Consider the following 22,654-nt stretch of genomic DNA (forward strand, 5'->3'; position numbering starts at 1 on the left):
AAGCTGACGCTTTGATAGACGAGACTGATTGTTCATAAGACGAAGCTGACGCTTTGATAGACGAGACTGATTGTTCATAAGACGAAGCTGACGCTTTGATAGACGAGACTGATTGTTCATAAGACGAAGCTGATACTTTGATAGACGAGACTGATTGTTCATAAGACGAAGCTGACGCTTTGATAGACGAGACTGATTATTCATAAAACGAAGCTGATGCTTTGATAGACGAGACTGATAGTGTTGTAGACAGAGTTAATTGGCTATAGACTGGGCTGAATTCGTTGTAGATAGAAAGGTGTAGGGGAGTTAGCTGTAAATTAAGGTGTCAGCTTGTGAAAGAGTAGAAGGTAACATATGGTTACGTTATCTCCCGGAGTGATGGCAGTAAAGCTGTTTGGTCAAAATGGTAGCGGAATTGACCAATCCTCAAGCACAGTATCCTCTTGGTTTTTCCTAAATCTGCGTTTGTTTTCACACGTTTGAATTGCTTGTTCTTAAAAACTGTTTTACCGTTTTTGTCTAATCCTCCGTTTAATAGGAGACGTAAAGTTAAATCCATTACGATTGTTTCAACTGTCATGTTTATCACCCCCTTTCACTTTATAAATAGGGGGTAAATGTCATGTTTTGGCGTGAAATTTTTTCTTTTTTTTGATACTCTTAAAAGAGCAAGAGAGGAGCTTTCGGAAGAATGAATCGTAAATGGTTATTTTGGATTCCTGTATTATTATGGATGGGGATTATTTTCTATTCCTCAGCACAGCCATATAAAAAACAGGATATGCGCTCGGATATTGAGCAATCCGCAAATGTTGAGTTTGTGAAAGAGCATTTTTCAGGGGTATCTATCGATTATGGCGGAGGTACACCTGTTAGTATCGCAAATAAAGGTGTAGGTGGTTTTATCGAGTTTTTCCTTCGTAAAGGTGCTCATTTTACGGTGTTCTTTATACTCGGCTCATTGACGTATTATGCTTTTTATAAATCTGGTTATTCGAGAAAAAGGTGCTTTATATACGCACTTCTTTTCGTTGCGGGATATGCAATATTTGATGAAATTCATCAAGGGTTAACAGGAGGCCGTACACCGATGTGGCAGGATTCATTGCTTGATACGTGCGGCGGGTTAACAGGAATTATAATAAGTAATTGGTTTTGGCATAGAAAAAGGAGCTAATCTCATTTAGAGATTGCTCCTTTTTTTGTTTATCCCGCTATTTGTGGGAGCCTTGCTGCCCGTAAAAAAACGATTGGTGTGGACTAATAATCAGTGGGGAATGAACAAGCCCCTCACTGAATAAAGTTGCACTTTATACACCAAGTAATTCTTTTAGTTCGTCTGTCGATAGCTCGGTCATCCAACTATCGCTTGTAATGACGGCGTTGTTTAGTGATTGTTTTCGTTCTAACATTTCATCGATTTTTTCTTCTAGTGTTCCCGTTGTAATAAGTTTATGAACGTGAACGAAGCGTTTTTGACCAATCCGATATGCACGGTCTGTTGCTTGGTTTTCTACAGCTGGGTTCCACCAACGGTCATAGTGAATAACATGGTTGGCAGCAGTTAAGTTTAATCCTGTTCCGCCAGCTTTTAACGATAAGATGAAAATATCATACGTTCCGTTTTGGAACTGTTCAATCATCTTGTCACGCTCTTTCTTCGGTACACTACCATTTAAGAAGAGGACGCGCTGACCGAATGTTTCTTCTAATACACTTTTTAGCATATTACCCATGCCGATATATTGAGTAAAGATTAAACAACTTTCGTTTTGATCTTTTATATTCTCAATTAGTTCCATTAACGTTCCCGTTTTCATAGAACGTTCGACGATGTTCTGCGGCTCTGCTTCTTTCAAATAAAGGGCAGGGTGGTTACAAATTTGTTTTAATTTATTCAGCATAAGTAATATAAATCCACGACGCTCAATTCCGCTTAATCCTTCGACATTTTGTAACGTATCTTGAACAAGTTGTTCGTATAAAGAAGCTTGTTCGCCAGTTAGTGGGCAGTAAGCTTTCTGTTCTTGTTTATCTGGTAAGTTTAATGCGACTGTTTGATCCTTCTTCGTACGACGCAGTAAAAATGGCGAGATAAATCGTTGTACTTGCTGAATTTTTCCTGCATCACGGTCCTTTTCAATTGGTGTGACGAAGCGGCGCTGGAATTGTCCTAAGCTTCCTAGATATCCATGATTGATAAAGTCGAAAATAGACCAAAGCTCAGCAAGTCGGTTTTCCATCGGTGTACCGGTTAAAGCAATTTTGTGATTTGCTTGTAGATTTCTTACTGCTTTCGACTGTTTCGTATGTGGGTTTTTTATATTTTGTGCTTCGTCTAAAATAACAGCGTCCCAGCATAACGTACCTAATTCTTCCTCATCAAGCTGAGCTAATGCATAAGAAGTTAATACAACATCTGCTGATTGAAGAAAGTCTTTAAATGAATCGCCCTTATCTCGGTTACCTCCGTAATGTAACTGAACACGTAAATTTGGTGCAAAACGCTCAAATTCTTTTTGCCAATTTCCAAGAACTGATGTTGGCGCCACAATTAATGCAGGGCCTGTTTGGAGATTGTTTTCTTTAGCATATAGTAAGTAAGCTATCGTCTGGATGCTTTTTCCGAGCCCCATATCATCGGCTAGTAATGCTCCAAATCCAAGCTTCCGTAAATATAGTAACCACTCAATACCGTGTTGTTGGTACGGGCGAAGTGTCGCTTGTAGTGAAGAAGGTACATCCACCTTTGGAATATCTCCAATGTGCAGAAGTTTTTGGAAAAGCTCTTCATAATATCCATCTAGCTCGATTTCAATATCGGTAAATGGGCTATCGTCTTCTACAATTTCCGTTTCCGCCGTGCTAGATAAATGTTGCTGTAGAACGTCTTTCATTTCTAGTCCATATTTATCTGCACGGTTCATTAGTTTTTTTACTTCTTCAATAAAGGCAGGATCAAGTCTCATCCATTGACCATTTAAATTGAAAAGACGTTTGTTCTGCTCAACAAGTTCGAAAAATTCGCTTTCTGATAAATCAATCCCGTCCGTTGAGATGCGCCAGTCGAAATTAACGAGTGTATTCATACCGAAGAAAGACTGCGTTTGCGCTGTACTTTGCTTTAGCTGTACACGTAACTTCGGTTTTGTTACTTTTAAATTTTGCCACCATGATGGTAGTAAAATTGTAATACCTGCTGCGAGTAATTCATTACTTGCTTCGGTTAAGAAGTTCCAAGCTTCCGTTTCAAAGAGTTCTTCTCGGAACTTGTCGTCCTCTTTTAGCCACGGTACGAGCTTACTGAATCCTTCTTGTGTTTCAAGAATACGTTCTTCGTAATCGTGCCATCGTTTTGGCAAGGAATCGATACTTTCATATACATATATGCGATGCGCACCACGTTTTGGCGTAACGATTGTTTCGAGCTTCCACATTTCAAATTCTTCTTGTGGTTCTTGTAGTCTTAAGCCAACTGTAAATGGAAGATCATCTTCAATGTAACCAATTTTTCGAAGCCAATCTTCTTCATGTAGTGCTGCTTCCAATTGTCTTTTCGTAAAGTCGTAATGTTCATATAGTCTCTTTGCATCTTCCCAGCCATCATTTGAGCGACTATCTTGCAAAATACTTTCGTTCACCGCTGAATTGAAAAGTGATGCTAACGTGTCATCTTCAATTGTTGTATTCTTAACAATCCAAGATGGCTGATGAGACCAACGCTCCATGTCGGGTACGAAGCTTCCACTTACGAAAGCGTCCCATAATTCATTTGCATCCTTTGTAAGTGCTGTAATAGGACCGTTCATTTGCATATTTGCAAATGAGTTCATCGGTTTATTTGCAATGTATTCAAATGCTTGCACATTCGTTAGCATAACGCCTTTTTTTCCGTCATACGTTGCTTCTTTTAGAAACGTGCCATAGAAAGAAGTAGAGTGCCATGCGAATGCATTTTTTTTCCAAGTTGCTACGGACAAGAGCGTACCGCTATCATCTTCTCCCCAAAGGAACCAACCTTGACTAACGTGCTGGAGCCTAATTGTTACTTCAGTTTGTATGATCATCGATTAATTTTCCTCTCCGTAATTCCTCTTGTAGTGCACGCAGACGTGAATGTAAGTTAGCGATATGAATAATGAAAGCATCCCATTCATCAGTTCGCTTTAGTCGTTTATAAAGCATACGTAATTTCTTTAAGTAACGAACAGCACGTTTATATGATTTGCGATTTCGCTCTTCAATTGCTTCCATTGCGGCATGGTGATAAAGAGGAAGTGCTGCTTCGGGCGCTTCTTTTTCAATATCTTTCAATGGTTCTTTCAAAAGTTCGATTACCTCGAATCCATATAAGAGCTGAAGTTCTGTCCATGCACGGTATTGTTTCTTCGCTAGTACGTATTGCTCATAATTCGTGAAACTATACGGTAATAGTTCTTGTAAAATCATTTCTAATCCCGCTTGTTCATTCGTATGCGTTGCATAAGTTTCATACATCATTACAAATAACCGAACGATATCTTGTATGAAGACGGTATTCTCTTGTTCAAGTATTGTTTTCTTTACTTGTTTATACGTAAAGGAAAGCCAGTTTTTAGCACGATCCCACTGCATCGCACTTAATAACTCTTCTAACCAATAAAAATAAAGGCTTACAACAGAAGCAGGCTGTTTTTTGAGTAATTCCATTGCCGATAAGTCTTCATTATTTAAAAAGAGCAGATGAGAAGATGCTAATGCTTTAGAAAGTGGATTAATTTTAGTATCGATTCGTTTTTCTTCTTCTTGTAGCTGCTCTTCTGTTCTTAACAGTTCACCCCATATGTGACGATAAATGAAGAATCGTTCTTGTGTATAGGAATCGGTAGAGAAGAATACTTCATGTGCGAGCCGAGCTGTTTCTTGTAAAATCGGTTCGGATTCTGCAGGAATCGCTTCTGTTTTTAGGTCTCTAACGATAGATTCAACTTTATCAACGAATAGACGAACGACGTTAACTGGTTGGTGATAAGAATATAGTTTGTTTGCTTCAAATTCTTGAATTTCTTCTAATAATTTTTGAAAGCAATAAAGTGCCGCGTGCAACTTAAATAATTCATGAATTGCAATGACGCGCGGAGCTTTCCGTTCTAATTTTGTATAGAAGTCTGTAAAAAGACTCATAAGAAAATACATTTGTTTATAAGTGAGCCGAGCTTGTTCTTTTTTAAATGATTCAAATTCATTTTCAAAGTACGTGTACCAACTTTTGTAATCCATTTCTTCAAAAGCTGATGATTGCAATACTTGTCGTGCAGTTCGAATAGGAGGAAGAGAAGGTTTCGTATTATTTTTAAATAAAGTTAATACATCTCCTACCTGCCCAAAACTTGAAGCTGCAGATAGTAACACAGCAAGCATGTGCTCACATTGCGTTGGCGCGAAGCAATCGCAATAGCTTTCAGCGACATTACGAATCGGGATGTGAACGCTATATACACTGCCTTCAGCATCTACAGTTCCTGATAGCGTATAGCCATCAAAGTCAACGTTATAGACAACACCACTACGATATAGGTGCCGAGCTGTAGCGACATGCTCCTGATCAGCAACTTGCTGCGGATCAAGCCCTTGAACGAACTCATTCGCAATCATCATAATTTCATCTTTCGTAATTGAGTGTTGCAGCATAATATTCCTCCGTACACAGATTTCTTTCCTTTACCATTATAAACAAAAAATGCTCAAAACAGAAAAAATGAAATTCTAATTACACAATTAGAAAATCATGGTAATATATATAAAGTTAATTTTGTATATTACCATATATTTATAGAGAGAGAGTCAACTTGTCAGATTTACAGACGAAATTAGGTAGTGGAATGAATAAGTTACAAGAGGGAATAGAACAAGGAAAGCAGAAGTTGCAAATTGCACAAGAAATTGCCCAATTGAAAAAAGGAATACAAGTGCAAATGCAGAAAAAAGCAGGAGTTTTATTAGAACTTGGACAACAGGTATATGTTCAACTAAGAGGAAATGGAGTAAATGAAGCGAGTTTAAAAGAAATGATTTCTCCAATTCAAGAGTTTGATGTTGCTATTTATCAAGCGAGAAAACGCATCGTTGAATTGCAAAAACAACAAGGCGAGAAAGCTACTTGTGAATGTGGTGGGCCTTTATCAATAAATGATAGGTTCTGTGGTTCATGTGGAAACCCTAACCCGATGTTAGCGGTAGAAAGTAATAGTGAACAGGAAAATTGTATTAGATGTAATGAGTATATTGATAAAAACGCTACTTACTGCCCGGTTTGTGGAATTAAGCAAAGTAGGGAGTGAATAAGATGTATTGTCGTACGTGCGGAAAACAACATGGTGAAGAAGTGAATTATTGTCCTAATGAAGGAAGTATGGAGATTGCGGGGGCAGTAGATACAGTAACATTAGATCGAGATACTGCTAAATATTGCAGAGGTTGCGGTAATGAAAATGCTCAGCAAAATTTATATTGTCAAAAGTGTGGGCATTCTTTATTTGTTGTTAAGGAAAAAGAACAAATTGTAAAGTTACCTACGATGGGTAGTGCTCCGAAAGTTGCATTTACAGTAGATAAAGCAGTTTTAAAAACAGGCTTTATTGGTGGGGCTATTGCAAGTGTTCTCATGTTAGTTGCCGGTTGGATTGGAAGTTTATTATTTGCTCCTATATTAAGTGAGATGTTTAGCAATCTTACGAAAGAACTGGAAATGCTACCAAGATTTTATGCAAGCGCAACTTCTACCTTATTAAATTATCATTTGCTTGGTTTTACAGCCGGTGATGATAGTGGATTGATGTTATCTTTATCTTGGCATACGCCATTCGTTTTATTATTAATTGTTCCATTCATTATTTTGGCTGGTACAGGAATATGGTTAGGAAAACAACGTGTTGCGAAGACGATTAAGGATCAAATCTTTGTAGCAGCAACAGTCGGTATTATATATGGGATCTTTTTACTTATTATAAGCTTTGTAGCAGCACAATCTTTTATAATTCCATTCTCAGATGCAGGCAAGATAACAGTTGGTTATTCGGCTGTAAAGAGTTTCCTAAGTGGTTTTGTATGTGGAACGTTATTCACTTTAGTAGGATTTATTGTTCATACAAGCAAAAATAATATGGCAGCAGCGTTTCAAGAGTTAATGCCATATGGAGCAGCTATTTATTATGGGATTTCATCTATGATAAAAGGACTTTTAGTGACAGCGTTAGTAATGTGCGTTGTAGCTATGGCATTAGTAAGTAACGAAGACAGTGTTGAACCATTAAAAGGAATAGAAGCTTCAAAAACGCAAGGTGCATTATTAGTACTAGAATTAACACCTCAATTATGGAGTATGGCTCATTTCTCTCCGTTAGAAGTATCAAGTCCAGCATTTGATCATGAGTTTAAAAGAATTAGTAAGAAATCAGTTGATAACAAATTAGCATTTTCATTCGTATCGGGCATTTCTGTAAATGGAGTTGGGATGAAAGATATAGTGATTGCACAAGGAGGAACACAGGAAGATATCGCTGAGGTTGATGAAGTAAATGGCGGATTCCATTATGGTTTATTGTTACTTGTGATTCCGTTATTCCTTATGTTTAGAGCAGGTAGAAAATTAGCAGAATTACCGACTACTAATATGTATATTACACTAGCGGTATGTAGTGGCTCTTACACAATTATGATGATTGTAATGAACATAATTTCTAAGTTTCGAATTGATGTGTCTGGAAATGTAATGAATGTATTCGAGGCAAGTGGCACGGTGCTATCTATGCAAAATTCATTTATATATTTAACTTTGTTTAGTTTTATTGTGACATATGTAGCGGCGTTCACTGGAATGAAATTAGCTAAGAAATAGGGGGAGAGCATATTGAAGTTTTGTGGAACTTGTAAAAAGCAGGTCGCAGACCATTTGAACTTTTGTCCTGAGTGTGGAAGTAAAGTAGAAGAAATTGCTGATCAAACAGCTTCTTCTCGTTCAGAAATGCAGAGAGAAACAAAGCCAGTGAAAAGTAAGCAAAACATGTTTTTACTTATAGGTTTTGTCATTGTTTTTGCTATTTTGTTTGGCGCATATAAATTCGGTGCAAGCAAGTTTTCGAAGGAAAAGCAAGTAAATGCAATGATCGAAGCATTTCAAAAGAAAGATGTGAATGCAATCGATGAGTTTTTGAAAGTAGACGATCCAAGCTTAAAGGTGAAGACAGAAGATATTAAAGCGTACATACGTTATTTAAAGGATAATCCTTCGTACAATAAAGCATTACTGTCTTATTTACAAAAAGAGACAGTAAATCAAAAGTTAGCAAGTGATAAAGCATCGTTTAAAGATGGGCAAATTATAGAAGACGGGAAAGAGTGGTTCTTATATCCGAAGTATAAGTTCAGCATGAAATCTTATTACATGAGTGTTAGCACAACTGCAAAGAATGCTGAAATATATGTGAATGATAAAAAAGAAACAGAGTTTTCTAGTGATAAAACCTCGAAAGAATTAGGTCCATACTTCCCAGGTGCTTATGTTGTAAAGGCGAAGGCGAAGACAGAACTTGCTGAATTAGAGACAGAAAAAGAAGTAGATTTAGCAGACGAAAAGAATGGGACAGTAGAAGTGAATTTGTCACTTGAAGGAAATTATGTAACCATTTCTTCCGATGAAAGCGACGCAACTGTTTTTGTGAACGGTAAAAAACGTGGGAAATTAAGTTACGGTAGCTATAAACTTGGTCCTGTACCGACAGATGAAACTGTTGAAGTACATTTAGAGAAAAATGCTGATTTTGGTATCATTAAATCTGAAAGCATCAAAGTTGGAGACCAAAGCACATATTATTTAAAGTTCCCGAAAGAAACGTCAAACTCGGCAGTTGGTGAATTTGTACGAAATCATATTTATAATAACGTGCGTGCAATTTCATTAAATGATTTTAGCTTAATTGAAAATGATTATGATAAGAGCGGGAAATCGTATAAAGAGGACCGTGAATACTTACAATATCTACACAAAAAAGGAATTACAGAAGATTTATTAACGATGGATATTCGTAATGTAGAACGTCAAAGTGAAACGAAATATAAAGTAACGACATATGAAGAGTATCATATTCGTTACGGTGATGGCTCTGTTAAGTTCAAAAGTTTTAATAATGAACATATCGTTACGGTTAATGGAAATGGCAAGATATTGTACCATTCTCTTGGAGCAAATAACACGCTGAAATCAGAGGAAATATCTGGTCCGACTCGTTAATATAGGAAAGACTATCTCTTGTAATGGAGATAGTCTTTCTTTGTAATTAGGAATGTGTTTGCTTTAATATCGCTTGTACATATGGATCATTTAATATTTGTTCTATGAGCGGTAGCATTCCTTGCTTGAATGGAATGTCGATAGGAAAGGGCTTTTGGGAACCTGGTTTTATTCCATATTGTACGATTTTGTAATGTGTATTTTCTTCATGGCTGAGCACAATTAATTTATAGCGATTGTCATCATTTGCGAGTGAGAAGTCAATTGCGATTGCATCATATGTTACATCATCTTTATATATGTACGGTTTTGGTGTACCGACCCAGTCTACCTTTGCTTGTAAATTCATGGACGTCACCTCCTTATATGTATTATATAAAAAATAAAAGCCAGCTCTCAATAAAGAGAACCGGCTGTAATTTAGCAGTCATTGGTTATTTTAAAATTTTCACTTTAACAGTTTTGCGTCCCCATTTTTGAGCAGCGCTATCTGATCCAAGTAGAATGTCGATACGGTTACCTTTAATTGCACCGCCAGTATCTCCAGCGATTGCTTCTCCATAACCTTCTACCCATACTTTAGATCCTAATGGGATTACTTTCGGGTCAACAGCGATCATTTTCATGTTTGGGTTCGCTGTTAGGTCATGACCCATTGCAGTTAGTACACGGCCGCCGTATGTGCCACCGTTTTCGCTCGGATGAGCTGTATATGCTGTAGCTTCAACTGTTAACTCACGACCACCAGAAGGCTCGCTAGTTTGAGCAGCTTTCACCGCAGGCTTAGCAGCTGTTTTTACTGGTGCAGGTGCTTGAGTTTGAGCGGGTGCTGCAGCTTTAGCAGGAGCAGGCGTTTCTTGTTTCTCAATAACAGGTGCTGTACCTGTTAAGAAAGGAACATGAACATAAGCCGTTTTCCCGTTATATTCAAATTGTAACCACTCATTTTGTACTTGGTTCGTTGTTTCGATCATATCGTCTTTCTTAAGCGTTCCAAGAATTTCTGAGTTTGTGTTCGCTTCAGCACGTACATTTAATACGTTAGCTGTTACATAGTAAGAGCTTTTTGTAAACTCTGTACTTACGAATGCGTCTTTACCATCTAATTTGATTTTTGACCATCCGTTTTCTGTATTTAGAACATCTAATTTATAACCATTTAGTAATTTACCGACAACTTTTGATTCCGTAGTAGGGTTTTCTCGTACGTTTAGTACGTCTGTTGTTACAACAGTTTCTGCGCTAGCAGATGATGTGAAAATCCCAAGACCAAAAACTGCTGCTGTTGCTATACCAATTAATTTTTTCATGATAGCCTCCATTGCGTTTGTTTTCGTGTCCTCATTATAGCAACAGATTTTTTCGGATTTGGGGAAAACACACAATTACAAACCATTCGTAATAAGTCGTTAACACTTTGTAATATAGCTAGAATTAGAGAGAAGCGTTTTTCATTCCATATCATTATTAGGTTTCTAGTTATATTCAAAATATTTAATGCAATATATTTTTTTCGGCGTAAATAAAAATATTACAGGAGTGTTACGTAATGATTACTATACAGTTACACTCCTTGAGTATTTTACCGTTTTATGGGTAATATAGTTATATAAACATAAACATCTCGTTTGTGAAGTTATAAACATGCGCTATATACTAGCACAAAAACCGCATAATTGTTACAAGAAGAAAGGGTTGTAAAGAACAAATCTGCCCTTTTTTACATCTGTAGCACATCCTTTTTGGGGAAAATCTCTTCCCATCCGCATTTTTCTCACACAATTTGACAGTAGTATTCCTATCTTATAGCTCTTGCAGAGTGAAAAGGTTATACGGAAGGTAAGGCTGTCCATAAGAATTCTAATTGGTGAAGGCAAAACTAAGAGAGCCGAAAGAAAATCACCGCAAAACTATAGTTTTCTATCCGATTTAACATATCGGAATTTATGTCATTTACAAGAAATGAAACATACGAAGGGGGATTTGATGAGGAAACTAACGAAAACATTTATTATCTCATTAACATTATGTATTGTATTTACAATTTGGGGGGTTATTCCCGAATCTATTATTGGAAAAGGTAGCTTAGGAAATGTAACGACTGCAATTCAAGCTGCGTTAGTTAGTAAGTTTGGTTGGTTCTATATTATTTCCGTTTCTATTTTCTTAGGAATTGCTATTTTCTTAATTGTTTCTAAGTACGGTTCGATTCGTTTAGGTAAAGATGATGATGAACCGGATTATAGTTATATGACATGGTTTGCTATGTTATTTAGTGCCGGCATGGGAATCGGTTTGGTTTTCTGGGGCGTTGCAGAACCGTTGAATCATTTATACACACCGCCGTTTGGAGAGGGTGCAACTGAAGAGAGTGCACGTCTTGCACTTCGTTTTTCATTTTTCCATTGGGGATTACATCCGTGGGGATTATATGCACTTGTAGCATTATGTATCGCGTATTTTACATTTAGAAAAGGAAGGGCAAGTACAATTAGTGCGACAGTGGGTCCGCTATTTAAGGGCGGTGAACATGGCCGTATTGCCCGTATGTTTGATGTTCTAGCTGTATTTGCGACAGTATTTGGTGTGGCGACATCATTAGGACTTGGGGCGAAGCAAATTGCAGGTGGTGTTAGTTATTTAACATCCATTCCCAACTCATTAACGACACAGTTAGTAATTATCGGAATTGTAACAGTTCTTTATATGTTATCTGCACAAACAGGGCTCGATAAAGGAATTAAATATTTAAGTAATACGAATATTATTTTAGCGTTTGCACTTATGATAATTGTATTATTTGCAGGCCCAACAAACTTTATTATGAATTACTTTACTTCAACAATTGGTTCATACATTCAAGAATTGCCAAGCATGAGTTTCCGATTAAGTCCATTAAATGAAGACGGAAATCAATGGATTCAGTCATGGACAATTTTCTACTGGGCATGGTGGATTGCTTGGTCACCATTCGTAGGTACATTTATTGCTCGTGTATCACGCGGACGTACAATTCGTGAGTTTGTTATCGGTGTGTTACTCGTACCAACAATAATCGGTGCACTGTGGTTCTCTGTTTTTGGAGGAACAGGTATTCACATGGAATTGTTCGACGGGGCGAATGTATATGACCAAATTAAAGAAATGGGCACAGAAGTAGGATTGTTTGCTATGTTAGACCAAATGGGTGGCGTGGGGCCGGCTTTATCTGTCCTAGCTATTTTACTTATTTCAACATTCTTTATTACATCAGCAGATTCTGCTACGTTTGTTCTAGGGATGTTAACGACACATGGTAGTTTAAACCCACCAAATCGCATCAAAATGGTTTGGGGTATTATTCTAGCAGCGATAGCTTCGACCTTATTGTATGTCGGTGGATTAGAGGCACTGCAAACTGCGTCGATTATTGCGGCATTCCCATTTGTATTTGTTATTTTCTTTATGATTGCAGCACTATTTAAAGAGTTGCAAAAAGAAGGGCGTACGAAACAACATAAATAATAGAAGGAAAAGGGCTGATTTTATATCAGCCCTTTTTTATTATAGAAGGGATTTTACATACAAATAAGGGAAATAAAACACATTACTATATAAGTAGTATGCCTTTTATATAAAGGAAAAACACTATATTTCGACAACATTCGATATTTTACGAATTCAATTCGTATTTTTGACAAAAATTTGTCGGAAATGTGTTGTCACGTTTATTTATATGTGCTATATTATTTCCTGTAAGCGATTTCAAATAGTTTTAAATCGCATTCAAGGGGGACATCTAGAATAATGAAACGTTACGAAAGAAAGTGGAAGCATATTTGTTTGAAACGTGTGGCACATCGTAGTGTCCAAGAAAGCACGGAACCTAAGACTGAAACGCGCAAAGAACAGCAAGAGAAGCAATTGGTTCTACAAAAATAGCAATCACTTTTTCGTATATAAATGAAGGTCGATCGTTCGTTGGGGGATGGACGTGAAATTACTTTCAGCTAAGGGGTATTGTCTGATATATAAATTTATACGGCAATAAATAAGCACAGAGCTTACGGCGCTCTGTGCTTGTTTTTATTTTACAAAATAATAATAAGCGGGAGATGCGCTTATTATTTATCTTTTTTGAATCGAACCGTTTTATCCCAGCCGATGACTTGTTTCTTACTCTTTGCACGTAAGTATAAGATTAAGCTACGAATGAATAAGTACGTAAAGAGCTGTGCGTACGTAAAGTACATGATGACACTAATGAAAATATTAGTCGGTGTAAAGGTTCGTTCGACACTTTGTGCACTAAATAATTGCGAAACATATGTAATATATGCGACGTACCACATAAATAGTAGTGGAATACTATATTGAATCTGGAATATCCCAAGTAACCCAATTACGAACCAAACATTCGAAATGATTAGGAAAAGCCAAAATACGACATACACTAAAGCTTGCTGTAAGGAATGGACGAGAAGTTTTCCTTTAAAGAAACTTAATGACGAGAACATTTTTTCTAAAATGTACAAATTCCCTTGGAGCCAACGTGTACGTTGCTTAATAAGAATTTTTAAATGCTCTGGTTCTTGCTCCCATGTAATCGATTCCGGAACGATTGGTAGGAGGTAGCCTTTTTGTGTAATTCGTAATGTTAATTCAGCATCTTCTGCAATTGCATAAGGGTCATAACCGCCAAGTTCTTCTAACGCAGAGCGACGAAGAAGCATGTTTGTTCCTGTCAGTGAACCGGTTTGGAATAGTAACCAACGTCCAGATTGCATAAGGAGCTGGAAGATTTGAAATTCTAATGAAATCATTCGCGTTAGCCAGTTTCTTTTTTCATTTACAGTACGAACATGTCCAACAGCCCCAACAGCATCCTGGATTGTTTCAGCATGTTCTACAAGCATGCGTAAAGCATGTGGCTCAGGCTGGTTATCTGCATCATAAACACAGAAATATTCACCATCCGAAATACTCAGGCCATAGTTTAATACACGTGATTTCCCTTTTGGTTCACCAGGCGGTACACGAATGTGACGAATATGAGCATAAGCTTTGTCAAAATCATCACCGATTTCAGGTGTTTCATCTTGAGAGTTATCGTTTAATAAATAAACAGTTAGTTTTCCTGGATATTCAATCTTCGCCATCGCTTCTAAAGTATCTTTAATAACGACCCCTTCATTATGGGCAGGTATTAAAATATCGACGCTTGGATAATGTTCTAGTGTACGATCTTTTCGTTTACTATTTCGGTGAACTAAGCCTGCAAGTGTTAAGAAAGAGTAGTAAACGAGTAAGCCAGAGAATAGAAAGGCTGTAAAAATAAGTACGTATTTAATTGAAAATGTGATGCTGATCCAAAATACGAGTACGCAAAACAGAAGGAATAAAAGAAGTATAACGAGTGTCATCATAATACTGTAGGTCCTTTTGTAGCGATTTGTTCTCGTGTAATTTTAATGTCTTGAATTGCCTCAGCTGAGAGCCATTTTTCCATTTTTGGCTGTAGACGGTTTATTACTATATCAGCACCAGCTTCATTTGTGTTTTGTAATAAAATGACTAATGTACTATTGTCGTATTCAGCGGCAAGGTCAAAATCAGTTCTTACAGTCTCAACTAATAATGAAGCTACACGGTCCATAACACTTTCCTTCGTATATTTACTAAAGGAAGTTAAGTCAAAGTAAATAATAAAGCCTGTTTCATTACGACGGTCCATTGCAGTTGTTAATAAGGCTTGGCGTCTCTCGAATTCTTGTCTTGTTAATAATTTTGACTCTCCAATATATTGTTCTAATGTTCTCACACGTTCAGTTAACTCTTTATTTTCATGTATAACCTTTTTTAATAGATGGGTTGAGATGTATACAATGAAGAAATTTGCTGCCATCAGGAAGTGAGTAATAATATATTCCCATTGATCTGATGTACTCCATAAGTAAAGCCATGCTTGGTAGAACAAATAGAATACCGAAATAATGGTTCCCAATATGAAGAAAACAAATGCGATTTTATCAGTTAAAAATAGAAATAGTACATTTATGATGACATATATAATTGTAAAAATGAGCGTGTGCTCATATTTCGTCACATGTACAGTAGTAAAATAAAATACAATTTGTAAAATCCACATAGAAAGGATTTTATAGGATTTATCTTTCACGAAACTTGCCTCCTTAAAGATAATTCGCGTGGGATATTTGTAGTATGCGCAACTATTCAGAAATGGACTATGTAGCTAGAATTCTTTTTAAGCGTGCGACATCAAATAGTATCCCTCTTTTTTACAAGAAAAAATAAATAGAGATATATACTAATTATTGCAACGCATTGTCTATACATCTAGATATAAGTATTTGATGTATGTAAAAATTATATTTGTAGTATATAAAAAAATCTCCTCTTTAAAAGAGGAGATTTTACATGAAATTATAGGAACATCATACCTGCAACTGCTGCGTTTAAGAAATTCGCTAGTGTACCAGCGATAACTGCTTTAATCCCTAATTGTGCAATTTGTTTACGGCGAGTGGGAGCTAAAGTTCCTGTTACACCTAATTGAATTGCGATAGAAGAGAAGTTTGCAAAACCACAGATTGCAAATGTTAAAATTAGATTTGTTTTTGCAGAGAAATCTGCCATGTGTGGTCCTAAGTTTGCGTATGCAACGAATTCGTTGATTGCAAGTTTTTGACCGATAAAGCTTGCTGCTTGTATAGCTTCGTTTGGAGAAACCCCGATTAAGATCGCAAATGGTGATAGTAAGTAACCGAAGATTAAATCAAGGCTAAGTTTAATATCGAACCAAGAACCAACCCATCCTAATAGGCCATTTAATAAAGCGATTAATGCGATGAAAGCCATTAACATTGCCGCTACGTTAATAACAAGTTGCATACCTTCAGATGCACCACGTGCAGCTGCATCAATAACGTTTGCGTCTTCACGTTCTGTAGAAAGTTCAACGTTATTATCTACTTTTTCTGTTTCTGGCATAATTATTTTTGCAATTAATAAACTTGATGGAGCTGCCATAATTGCTGCTGCTAATAAGTGTTCTAACGGAATTCCCATTGCGGCATAACCGACAAGAACTGATCCGGCAACAGCTGTCATACCACTTACCATAATAGTGAAGAATTCACTGTTAGTTAAGCGTGCTAAGTAAGGTTTGATTAAGATTGGAGCTTCAGTTTGTCCTAAAAATACAGTTGTTACTGAGTTTAAGCTTTCTGCTTTCGAAGTTCCAAGAAGTTTACTTAGTGCACCACCAATGATACTAACGAATTTCTGCATAATACCGAAATGATATAAGATTGCTACTAATGAACTAATAAATACAATTGGAAGTAGTGCTTGAATCACGAAGATAAATCCCCAAGGGCCTTTTGCGTTGACTAAATCCCCAGCAACGAACCTAATTCCCTCGTAAGAAAAATTAATTAATCCTTGAACGCCGTCAGCAGCGTATTTTAAAACTGCTTTTCCAGCATCCCATCGTAATACGATAAATGAAAATGACATTTGTAATGCTAGCGCGATTAAAATTGTGCGCCAATTAATAGCTTTGCGGTTGGAAGATAGTAAGAAAGCAATTGCTAATACTCCAATCACGCCGCCAATTCCCCATAAAAGATTCATGCAGTGTATGCTCCTTCCTCATAGTAAAAAAAGTGTATAAACCAGTTGTCTATACTTTTGCGAATATAACATCTTAAGTAACTTATCATAATGGACATCGGAGGTCAAACGTCTAACGAAAAGTTTAAATAAAAAGAAAATTCTTTGAAAAAACACATATAAAATGAATTGACATGAAATAGGTTATGTTTTTTTGTGGAAATATATGCATTGTGATACGTTTCGAAAAAATTTTATGGAATATAGTGTATGAAATAGGAGAATGAACGCATAATTTTTGCCGTAGAGAGAGCATGGAGGGAGATTTAGCACGTAAACGCCCAATTGGTGAAGGCTAATAATCAGTGGGGGATGGACAAAACACCCACTGATTAAAGTTTCACTTTATATTGAGTCCTTCAAAAAAAGAGCCTTCTAGTAAACTAGAAGGCTCTGAAACTATAACTTAAGGTGCTTTCGTATAACCTAAGAAATGCTTGCTCCAATAAGAGTTACTTAATGAAGCGATTGCGACACCTTTATCTCCAGATTGGATAAATGATCCGCCCCCAAGGTAGATACCCATGTGAGAAGGACCGGCTTTATAAGTGTCTTTGAAATAAATTAAGTCACCTGGCTGTGGATTTGAAGTTTGTGGTAAGCTACTCCAATATCCTGCAACACTTTGGCGGCTAATGTTATGACCAAATTTCTTATATACGTGGTAGATGTAACCACTGCAGTCAACACCGTTAGCAGAAGTACCGCCCCAAACGTATGGTACGCCTTGCATAGATTTCGCGTATGCAAGTAGAGAAGAACTGTCACCGCTATTATTGTTTGTATTATTATTGTTGTTATTGTTTTGGTTGTTATTTTGGTTGTCGTTAGGCTTATTATCTACTGCACCGCCAACTGGTGTTTTAGATAGGAAACGTGTTCCGATGTAACCAGTTTGACCGTTGTAGTTAATTTTGCTCCATCCAGAGTTTTCAGAGATTACTTGAACCTTCTGTCCTTGTGGAAGTGCGCCTATGATTCTATAATTTGTCCCTTCACCGCTACGTACATTCAGTGCAGCAGCATTAATGTAGTAGTCACCGATTGTTTGGCTAGGTTGTTCAGGAGTAGCAGTGCCACCTTTAACGAATTTTACAAACTCGCTACTAACATAGCCTGTTTTTCCTTGGTAGTTCACTTTAAACCAGCCGTTTTCAGATCCAACTACGTTTAAAGTAGTACCGTTTAACACGCCGCCAATTACACTATGATAAGCAGCAGGGCCCGTACGAACACGTAGAGATGTTGCGTTAACAACGTAAGTACCACCAGTTTGAACAGTTACATTATTGTTTTGTTCTTGGTTGTTACCTTGCGTGGCGTTTTCGTTAGAACCGCCTTTTGTTACGTAGTCTTTGCTTAAGTAAGCTGTTTGTCCTGCATAATTGATTTTGAACCAATCTTGAACTTCGCCTACAACTTGTACTACTTGTCCTTTCTTAACAGAACCTATAGTTGTATGAGAAGTGCTAGGACCTGTACGAACGCGAAGGGAAGATACGTTTACTGTATAGTTTCCGCTTGCTGGTTGTACATTTGTTTGGTCGTTATTGTTTGTAGAGCCCCCATTTGAAGAAACGCCAGATACAAATTCGCCACTCACATAACCTACTTGTCCGTTATGTTTGATTTTTACCCAACCATTTTCTTGACCGATAACGTTTAAAGTTTGTCCTTCATACACACGGCCTGAAATAGCACTAGAAGTGTTAGGAGCTGTACGTACACGTAATACATCGGCAGTAACTTTATTTTTTCCACCTGTACTTACATTGTTATTTGTTTTTTCCTCATTTTTTGATACAAATTCACCACTAACATAACCTGTTTTCCCATTATGGTTAATTTTGAACCAACCATTTTCTTCTCCAATTACGTTTAATGATTGACCATTATAAACGCGAGAGATGATGTCGTGAGAGGTACTTGATCCTGCACGAACGTGTAATACGTCAGCATTTACTGTATAAGATGAACTGTTTGATGCGGAAGCTTGGACAGTTTGTGTAGCAGCTTTTTGTGCGTTTTGTTCAGGGGCAGCTTGAACGCTATCAAGTGTAGGTGCTGCTCCTCCTGCTACAGACACTGCCGCAAGACCGGCAAGGTATTTTTTCATAGTTTGTCGATTCCTTTCTGTCTGTAATGTAGTGAAGAAATATTTACCAACTGTTAAAAATTCTAAAGAGCATGTCGATTACTGTCAAGACTTATGCGGGAATCTGAATATGACAAAAAGATTACAAGAAAAAATCAAGGCATAAATCTACACCTTGATTTCCAATTAAATACATATATTGAATGTAGAAAGGATAGGGATTATTCGTGTTTAAGAAGATGACATGTTGGATTGTAACAAGCTTTGAGAAAAGGATCTTTGTAGCGTTTTTGTGATAGGACCAACTTGACCATCTTGTATTGCCGTTCCATCAAGGTGAGTCATCGGTAAAATTTCAATCGTCGTTCCTGTGAAAAAGCATTCATCAGCTTGATAAACGTCACGAACACTGAAAAGTTCTTCTTGTACAGGAATCTGAAGGGTTTTCGCTAAAGAAAGGACATATTGACGAATAATGCCGTTTAAAATAAGGTGATTGGCTGGATGTGTGTAAAGAGTTCCGTTTTTGATTAAAAAGAAATTAGAACAGCTTCCCTCAGTTACAATGCCATTTCGTACGAAAAGTGCTTCTTTACAACCTTTTCGTTCAGCTTTCGTAGCAGCTAATACATTTGGTAATAAATTTAATGATTTGATGTCACAGCGTAGCCAGCGAGTATCTGGTTCTGATATAGCACGTATACCATATTCAATCCATAAAGCCGGTCTTTCTTTCTTTGTAATATAGGCATAAATTGTCGGAGGAATGTCATATGAGAATGCATGGGTACGAGCTTGTACACCGCGAGATACTTGTAAATAAATTGTGCCATCTTCGTGGAAATGATTTCGTTCAATTAATTTGTAAAGTAAGGTGATGAGTTCAGCTTTTGAGAAAGGAAGTGATAATTCTACTTCTTCCATGGAGCGATATAATCTTGTTATGTGCGGATCTAATAGGTGGAAGTTTCCTTTATATAGGCGAATGACCTCATAGACACCATCTCCAAACTGTAAGCCTCTCTCTTCAAGTTCTATGTACGTTCTATGTTTCGTTGTATCAATAACCTCATCATTCCAAAGTACAAATCTTTCGTATGTCAATTTCCGTCCCATCCTTTCGTAAGTACATAAGTAACGTGAAACTTTAATTCATTTGGAATCAAAATCACTATAATAATTTTTATGTAAGGAATTCTCTACATATGACGTATATGTATTTATAAATCATAGAGAAGTAGAGATGATTTACAGTATTTCGTATATACAAATTCGAAAATAAGAAATGAGAATCCTGCTTTTTAATAAAAAAAAGCAACATTCGTATGGAATGCTGCACAAGGAGGGTAGCTATCTTTCATAGGGACATCGTCTTATTGAATGTTTTGTGTATGGAAACAAAACATGTTGAAAGACAATTATAAGAAAGTAGAAACAAAAGATTTACACATCTCTTTAAGGGATCTTATTTAAGATGAGAGATAAGAAATATGTAGAACCTCGTTTATATATTTTATTATAGAGATGTTTCATTAATTCTATGTGAACCTTTGGTAAAGTTTATGTAATTTTAAAGTTAATGAATATAAGAGGCGAGAGAGAGGAATATAAAAAAGAGGCTGAGATTACTCAGCGCTCTTCTTTTCTTCTTTAATAGCTGTTTTTACTTCACCAGTTTTGATTTTGTTACTGTCAGAGAAGCGAAGTAAGTCGCCTTCAATGATTTTGTCAGACATGTTCAATTCATTTTGTGCACGATCAATTAGTGGTTGAGATTCTTCTTTCGGTAATTGTACAACTTCACCTGTGTTACGGTCGTAGAATGTACTGTTCGTGTACATGTACTTATCTGTAACGAAGCTACCGTCACGAAGAACAACGAATCCTTTATTGTCTGGTGAGAATACGTCGTGACCAAATTGAATTTGATCCGTAGAATCTACACCAAGTAAGTTTAGAATAGTTGGTTTAATATCAATTTCACCAGTTGGTTTTGAAATTGTTTTACCTTCTTTTTGACCTGGAACGTGAATAAACATCGGTGTTTTTTGTAAGTTCATATGGTCAAATGTAGTAATTTCTTCTTTTCCTAAGAACTGTGCCATTGCACGGTTATGGTTTTCAGAAATACCGTAGTGGTCACCGTAGAATACGATAACTGAGTTGTCATAAATACCTTCTGCTTTTAGACGTTCAACAAAGTGTTTCATTGCTTCGTCTAAATAACGAGCAGTTACCATGTAGCGATCAAATACGCCATCACCAGAATTGTATTCATCGATTAATTTCGTACTGTCATCATAAGTGAATGGGTAATGGTTTGTTAAAGTAAGGAAGCGAGTATAGAATGGTTGCTTCACTTCTTTTAACATATCAATAGATTGATCGAAGTATTCGATATCTTTTAATCCCCAGTTTAATTTTGTTTCTGGCGTAATCTTGTAGTCAAGCTCGTTGTAGTAACGATCATAACCAAGTGCCGGATACATAATGTTACGGTTCCAGAATGTTGCGTTGTTTGCGTGGAATACCGATGTGTGATACCCTTGCTGACGTAAAATTTCTGGAGTTGCTGTATATTCGTTGTTACCGTGTGTGAAGAATACAGCACCGCGGTCTAGTGGATATAGTGAAGTATCTACTAAGAATTCAGCATCAGATGTTTTACCTTGCCCAGTTTGATGGAAGAAGTTATCGAAGTAATAACTTTCTTTCGCAAATTGGTTTAAGAATGGTGTAACTTCTTGTCCGTTAACTTGTGCACCAATTAAGAATGTTTGTAATGATTCAAGAGAGACAACAATTACGTTTTTCCCTTTTGCAGTACCAAACATATTTGGATCTGGTTTACTTTGTGTTGTTTTTACATAGTTTTCTGCTTCTTGCAATTTACTACTATCAGCAAACGCTTTTTGTGAACTTGATTTTGCTTGTAAGCCAAGATCATATACTTGGTGTACATATAGTCCTAAGTTTTTAACTAGCATAACGCGGTCGAATGAACGTGTTAATAGTTCTGGACGCTCAGCTTCTGCAAGTCCTAGGTTTGCGCAGAAAATAGCAACCGTTGATACGAAGTATAAAGAACGCATCGGACGTGCTACACGCTCTGTCGGTGCAAAATCTTTCTTCTTCTTCAATAGAACGAAGAATACGATAATATCCGCAAATGCAAGGATAATTTTGAAGTTCAATAATTCTTTCACACTAGAACCTAAGCTCCCAAAGTTAGACGTTTGTCCTAGTACTGGTAAAGTAACGAAGTCATTGTAGAATCCGTAGAACATTACGTTACCAACAAGAATGAACGTTAAGATGAAGTTAATTCCAAGTGCTATATAGTTACGTTTTTTTCCTTTTGCAAATAATGCAAGTCCCACAAACAGTAATGATGCTGCTAATGGACTAATGAATAAAATGAATTCTTGCATGAAAGATTCAAGTTTTAAATCAAAGCTTGTGCGTGTAATAATGTAGGTCTTCAGCCATACGGTCAAAGCTACGAATAAAGTGAAACGCACATTTTGAAATTGTGATTTCAAGGTTTCTTTCATTCATTTCCACCCTTTCTCTATCAGGCTTGGTCGATTTTGGAGCGAAAAATGCTAAAATAA

16 protein-coding genes and 1 pseudogene are annotated in these 22,654 nt (G+C 36.8%); 5 read left to right on the forward strand and 12 right to left on the reverse strand.

The window, feature by feature from the left end; translation table 11 throughout:
* Together MR065_RS22715 and MR065_RS27790 are read right to left on the reverse strand one after the other, a co-directional pair.
* On the reverse strand, positions 1 to 204 hold a 204-nt coding region (locus MR065_RS22715), incomplete at its 3' end, for a hypothetical protein (protein ID WP_242215143.1).
* A gap of 235 nt (positions 205 to 439) precedes the next feature.
* Positions 440 to 583 (reverse strand): annotated as a pseudogene (locus MR065_RS27790) (DUF1659 domain-containing protein); the annotation flags it as partial.
* Between the two features lie 111 nt (positions 584 to 694).
* Here MR065_RS27790 and MR065_RS22725 point away from each other — a divergent pair.
* Complete coding sequence (locus MR065_RS22725) at positions 695 to 1,180, forward strand: VanZ family protein (RefSeq protein WP_002191198.1); 486 nt, start codon at positions 695 to 697, stop codon at positions 1,178 to 1,180.
* Between the two features lie 133 nt (positions 1,181 to 1,313).
* On the opposite strand, the gene MR065_RS22730 is transcribed toward MR065_RS22725, so the two are convergent.
* Positions 1,314 to 4,070 (reverse strand): DEAD/DEAH box helicase, encoded by a 2,757-nt coding sequence (locus MR065_RS22730; RefSeq protein WP_242215145.1) that lies wholly within the window; start codon positions 4,068 to 4,070, stop codon positions 1,314 to 1,316.
* Complete coding sequence (locus tag MR065_RS22735; protein WP_242215146.1) at positions 4,054 to 5,673, reverse strand: SWIM zinc finger family protein; 1,620 nt, start codon at positions 5,671 to 5,673, stop codon at positions 4,054 to 4,056. Before MR065_RS22735 ends, MR065_RS22730 begins: the two co-directional genes overlap by 17 nt.
* A gap of 158 nt (positions 5,674 to 5,831) precedes the next feature.
* On the opposite strand from MR065_RS22735, the gene MR065_RS22740 reads away from it, so the two are divergent.
* From MR065_RS22740 to MR065_RS22750, 3 genes are read left to right on the forward strand one after another with little or no spacing between them, the layout of a single operon-like run.
* The gene (locus MR065_RS22740; protein ID WP_242215147.1) at positions 5,832 to 6,323 is read left to right on the forward strand and encodes a zinc ribbon domain-containing protein; all 492 of its coding nucleotides are present in this window, start codon (positions 5,832 to 5,834) and stop codon (positions 6,321 to 6,323) included.
* A gap of 5 nt (positions 6,324 to 6,328) precedes the next feature.
* Positions 6,329 to 7,879, forward strand: a complete 1,551-nt coding sequence (locus MR065_RS22745) for a zinc ribbon domain-containing protein (RefSeq protein WP_242215148.1) — start codon at positions 6,329 to 6,331, stop codon at positions 7,877 to 7,879.
* A 12-nt stretch (positions 7,880 to 7,891) separates the two neighbouring features.
* Complete coding sequence (locus MR065_RS22750) at positions 7,892 to 9,271, forward strand: zinc ribbon domain-containing protein (RefSeq protein ID WP_242215149.1); 1,380 nt, start codon at positions 7,892 to 7,894, stop codon at positions 9,269 to 9,271.
* Positions 9,272 to 9,317: 46 nt separating this feature from the next.
* Here the strand turns inward: MR065_RS22750 and MR065_RS22755 are convergent, their stop codons facing one another.
* A complete protein-coding gene (locus tag MR065_RS22755; protein WP_242215150.1) occupies positions 9,318 to 9,620 on the reverse strand; it encodes a DUF3910 family protein in 303 nt (100 codons plus the stop codon).
* 85 nt (positions 9,621 to 9,705) lie between these two features.
* Positions 9,706 to 10,581, reverse strand: a complete 876-nt coding sequence (locus MR065_RS22760; RefSeq protein ID WP_242215151.1) for a cell wall-binding protein EntA — start codon at positions 10,579 to 10,581, stop codon at positions 9,706 to 9,708.
* 676 nt (positions 10,582 to 11,257) lie between these two features.
* On the opposite strand from MR065_RS22760, the gene opuD reads away from it, so the two are divergent.
* Complete coding sequence (gene opuD / locus MR065_RS22765; RefSeq protein WP_242215152.1) at positions 11,258 to 12,775, forward strand: glycine betaine transporter OpuD; 1,518 nt, start codon at positions 11,258 to 11,260, stop codon at positions 12,773 to 12,775.
* 599 nt (positions 12,776 to 13,374) lie between these two features.
* Here the strand turns inward: opuD and MR065_RS22770 are convergent.
* The 6 genes from MR065_RS22770 to MR065_RS22795 form a co-directional block, all read right to left on the reverse strand.
* Entirely contained in the window at positions 13,375 to 14,676 is a 1,302-nt protein-coding gene (locus tag MR065_RS22770) for a glycosyltransferase family 2 protein (RefSeq protein ID WP_242215153.1), read from the reverse strand.
* The gene (locus tag MR065_RS22775; protein WP_242215154.1) at positions 14,673 to 15,428 is read right to left on the reverse strand and encodes an MreC domain-containing protein; all 756 of its coding nucleotides are present in this window, start codon (positions 15,426 to 15,428) and stop codon (positions 14,673 to 14,675) included. The genes MR065_RS22770 and MR065_RS22775 overlap by 4 nt, the downstream gene beginning before the upstream one ends.
* A 266-nt stretch (positions 15,429 to 15,694) precedes the next feature.
* Complete coding sequence (locus tag MR065_RS22780) at positions 15,695 to 16,906, reverse strand: NupC/NupG family nucleoside CNT transporter (RefSeq protein WP_242215155.1); 1,212 nt, start codon at positions 16,904 to 16,906, stop codon at positions 15,695 to 15,697.
* Positions 16,907 to 17,351: 445 nt separating this feature from the next.
* Positions 17,352 to 19,061 carry a C40 family peptidase gene (locus MR065_RS22785; RefSeq protein WP_242215156.1) on the reverse strand — a complete coding sequence of 570 codons (1,710 nt, stop codon included), beginning with the start codon at positions 19,059 to 19,061 and terminating at the stop codon, positions 17,352 to 17,354.
* Between the two features lie 210 nt (positions 19,062 to 19,271).
* Entirely contained in the window at positions 19,272 to 20,156 is an 885-nt protein-coding gene (locus MR065_RS22790; RefSeq protein WP_242215157.1) for a D-amino-acid transaminase, read from the reverse strand.
* A gap of 509 nt (positions 20,157 to 20,665) precedes the next feature.
* Positions 20,666 to 22,594 carry an LTA synthase family protein gene (locus tag MR065_RS22795; RefSeq protein WP_242215158.1) on the reverse strand — a complete coding sequence of 643 codons (1,929 nt, stop codon included), beginning with the start codon at positions 22,592 to 22,594 and terminating at the stop codon, positions 20,666 to 20,668.
* Positions 22,595 to 22,654 lie beyond the last annotated feature (60 nt).

Source organism: Bacillus cereus group sp. BfR-BA-01383 (assembly GCF_022663495.1).
In the GTDB taxonomy this organism is placed as follows: Bacteria; Bacillota; Bacilli; order Bacillales; family Bacillaceae_G; genus Bacillus_A; species Bacillus_A cereus_AU.